Source organism: Streptomyces sp. 13-12-16 (assembly GCF_002114215.1).
GTDB lineage: Bacteria > Actinomycetota > Actinomycetes > Streptomycetales > Streptomycetaceae > Streptomyces.
In genome coordinates this window covers 1-3,009 of record NZ_NCTE01000794.1, presented here as the reverse complement: position 1 = coordinate 3,009, position 3,009 = coordinate 1, and the positions used below count along the sequence as shown (strand labels likewise).

Here is a 3,009-nt window from a genome sequence, read left to right as displayed (position 1 = left end):
CTGGCGGGAGATCCTCCCCCGCACCCGCCTCCAGCCCGACACCGACCACCGCTTCGTCCTCCCCGCCCCGGCGACCGCCACCCACGCCCGCGTGGACATCCACCCCGACGGCGGCATCTCCCGCCTCCGCCTCTTCGGCTCCCTGACCGACCGGAACGACTGACCCCGCCACCACGGCCGCGGACAGCCGCGCCGCCGCAGTTGCGAACAGCCGTACACGCCGTAGCCGCGGTCCAGCCGTCATACCGCCGTAGCTGCGGGCAAATCGCGCCTCCCCCAGTGCCTCAAGGGCCTGGGAGGTGTCCCCAGGGCGACGGGGGTCCCCCGCTCATGGAGGCCCCGCTCGAGCGAAGCCGAGAGTGGGGGAGGAGCCGAGAGCGGGGGAGGGTGGGCGCAGCGGCACCCGCCGAACCACCGGCAGAGCAACCCTCTGCGCGCGGCACCCGCCGAACCACCGGCGGAACAACCCCCGGGCGTGGCGGCTCTCACCCAGCCGCCACGCCCGGGCGGGCATCACGCCGCATGCCCCCCGTCCACCGAGAACTCCGCCCCGGTGACGTACGCCGCCCCCGCCAGATGAGCGATCGTCTCCGCGACCTCCTCCGCCCTCCCGAACCGCCCCACCGCGGTCATCGCCACCTGCCCCTCCGCATGGGGCCCACCCGCCGGATTCATGTCCGTGTCGATCGGACCCGGATGAACGATGTTCGCCGTGATCCCCCGCCCGCCCAGCTCCCGGGCCAGCGCCTTCGTCAGCCCCACCAGCGCCGACTTGCTCATCGCGTACAGCGTCCCGCCCGGCCCGGGCACCCGCTGGGTCATGCACGTGCCGACGGTGATGATCCGCCCCCCGCGCGGCATGAGAGCGGCCGCCGCGCGGGAGGCGAGGAAGACCCCGCGCACGTTCACCGCGAGCACCCGGTCGACATCCGCGAGGGACAGCGTCTCCACCGGCCCGAGCACGCCGACCCCCGCGTTGTTCACCAGCACGTCCAGCCGCCCCAGCTCCCGCGCGGCGGCGGTCACCGCCCCGGCCGCCTCCTCCGGGTCACCGGCGTCCGCCCGCAGGGCCACCGCGCGGCGCCCCAGCGCCTCCACGGCCCGTACGACCTCCTCGGCCGCCTCCTTGCCGTTCACGTACGTCACCGCGACGTCCGCGCCCTCCCGTGCCAGCCGCAGCGCCGTCGCCGCGCCGATCCCACGGCTGCCCCCGGTGACCAGGGCCGCCTCGCCGAGCAGGGTCTTCTCCACAGTGTGAGTCGTCATGCGTCCATCCCAGCGCTCCCGCCCCCGGCGCGCTGGCGGCGAACGGACGTCGACCTGACGCACCACCGATGAGTTGCGGGCCCCGCCGGGGTCTGAGCTGATGACGGCACGCCCCATCCCCGTACCGGAAGGCAGGAACCCGTCATGGGCAAGCTCGTAGTGACCACCTTCGTCACCCTCGACGGCGTCTACCAGGCCCCCGGAGGCCCCCAGGAGGACACCAGGGACGGCTTCGACCAGGGAGGCTGGAGCGTCCCCTACGGCGACGAGGACTTCGGCCGGTTCGTCAACGGGGTCTTCTCCCGCGTGGGCGCCTTCCTCCTCGGCCGCCGTACGTACGACATCTTCGCCTCGTACTGGCCGAAGATGACCGACCCCGCCGACCCGGTCGCCGGCAAACTGAACGCGCTGCCGAAGTACGTCGCCTCCGCCGGCCTCACCGACCCCGGATGGGCCGGCACCACCGTGATCCGCGGCGACCTCGCCAAGGAGGTCACCGCCCTCAAGGAGCGCACCGACGGCGAGCTCCAGCTGCACGGCAGCGGCGCCCTCGCCCGGTCCCTGTTCGCGCTCGACCTCGTGGACACCCTGCACCTGCTGACCTTCCCGGTCGTCCTCGGTGCCGGGCGCCGCCTGTTCCCGGAGGGCTCGATGCCGAGCGCCTTCCGGCACGCCGGCGGAGAGATCACCGCCGCGGGCGTGTCCATCCAGACCTACGACTTCGCCGGCCGCCCCGAGTACGGCTCGTACGAGCTCCCGGAGAACGCCTGACACCGGCCGCACCGGCGGGCGCCGCCGCCCGGGCGGCGAGGTCAGCCGGGCTTCTGGCTCTCCGCGGCGGCGAACAGGGCACCGCTCAGCACCAGCAGGGCGATGCTCGCGAAGAGCTCGTAACCGTCGAAGAACGAGAACCGGTGGACGAGCCCCCAGTTCCAGTCGGCGAGCTCGCTCACCAGGCCCCCCACCCCCTGCACCAGGGCGAGGAAACCCAGAACCTCCAGCAATTGCTTCATGCCACCGACTCTCGCCCGGCGGGCCCCCCGCCCGCATCGGCCGCGGGGCGGGACCGTCCCGACGGAAGAGGGTGCTCCGCGCCGGCCGGAGCGCCGAAAGTCCACGGTGCCGCGACTTCGGTAGCCGATCCCGCCGGCGCGGCTGTGCCGGGGCCGCCCCCTGCGTAGATTCGTCGACCGTGACTGGTGACAAGGCGGCGCAGACCGCCCCGGTGTTCACGGGGCGCCGATGGTTCTTCCCGTCCGCCCTCATCCACGAACTCGACCCCGACGCGGCCCGCTCCGGGCGACGGCCCCGGCGCACCGCCCGCGACTGGATCGTCGACTTCGTCTGCTTCCTGCTGGCCGTGCTCGTGGGCCTGGCGGGCGCCGACACGCTCCGCGACAGCCAGGCCGTCCCGCACGCGCTGGCCGTCGCCGACCAGGTGCTCGGCGCGCTGTCGTGCGCCGCGGTCTGGCTGCGCCGGCGGTGGCCGTTCGCGCTGGCCGCCGCGATGATCCCGGTCAGCTTCGTCTCGGAGACCTCCGGCGGCGTGGCGATCATCTCCCTGTTCACGCTCGCCGTGCACCGGCCCTTCCGGTACGTGGCCTGGGTGGGCGGTGTGCAGGCGGCGCTCATCCCGCTGTACTTCTGGTGGCGCCCCGACCCCGACCTGCCGTACCTCGCCGTGCTCGTCCTCTTCGTCGTGATGACGGCCGCGACCGTCGGCTGGGGCATGTTCGTACGGTC

At 73.8% G+C, this 3,009-nt stretch carries 3 protein-coding genes and 2 pseudogenes; 3 read left to right on the top strand and 2 right to left on the bottom strand.

Annotation, left to right across the window (positions count from 1 at the left end; all coding sequences use genetic code 11):
* Nucleotides 1-163, top strand: a pseudogene (locus tag B7767_RS45010) (allantoicase); the annotation flags it as partial.
* A gap of 350 nt (nucleotides 164-513) precedes the next feature.
* Here the strand turns inward: B7767_RS45010 and B7767_RS29090 are convergent.
* Nucleotides 514-1,266 (bottom strand): SDR family oxidoreductase, encoded by a 753-nt coding sequence (locus B7767_RS29090; protein WP_085574761.1) that lies wholly within the window; start codon nucleotides 1,264-1,266, stop codon nucleotides 514-516.
* 144 nt (nucleotides 1,267-1,410) lie between these two features.
* Here B7767_RS29090 and B7767_RS29085 point away from each other — a divergent pair, with 144 nt between their 5' ends.
* Complete coding sequence (locus B7767_RS29085; protein WP_085574760.1) at nucleotides 1,411-2,037, top strand: dihydrofolate reductase family protein; 627 nt, start codon at nucleotides 1,411-1,413, stop codon at nucleotides 2,035-2,037.
* Nucleotides 2,038-2,078: 41 nt separating this feature from the next.
* Here B7767_RS29085 and B7767_RS29080 read toward each other — a convergent pair whose 3' ends face one another.
* Complete coding sequence (locus B7767_RS29080) at nucleotides 2,079-2,279, bottom strand: hypothetical protein (RefSeq protein ID WP_085574759.1); 201 nt, start codon at nucleotides 2,277-2,279, stop codon at nucleotides 2,079-2,081.
* 179 nt (nucleotides 2,280-2,458) lie between these two features.
* Between B7767_RS29080 and B7767_RS29075 the strand changes: the two are divergent.
* A pseudogene (locus B7767_RS29075) lies at nucleotides 2,459-3,009 on the top strand (sensor histidine kinase); the annotation flags it as partial.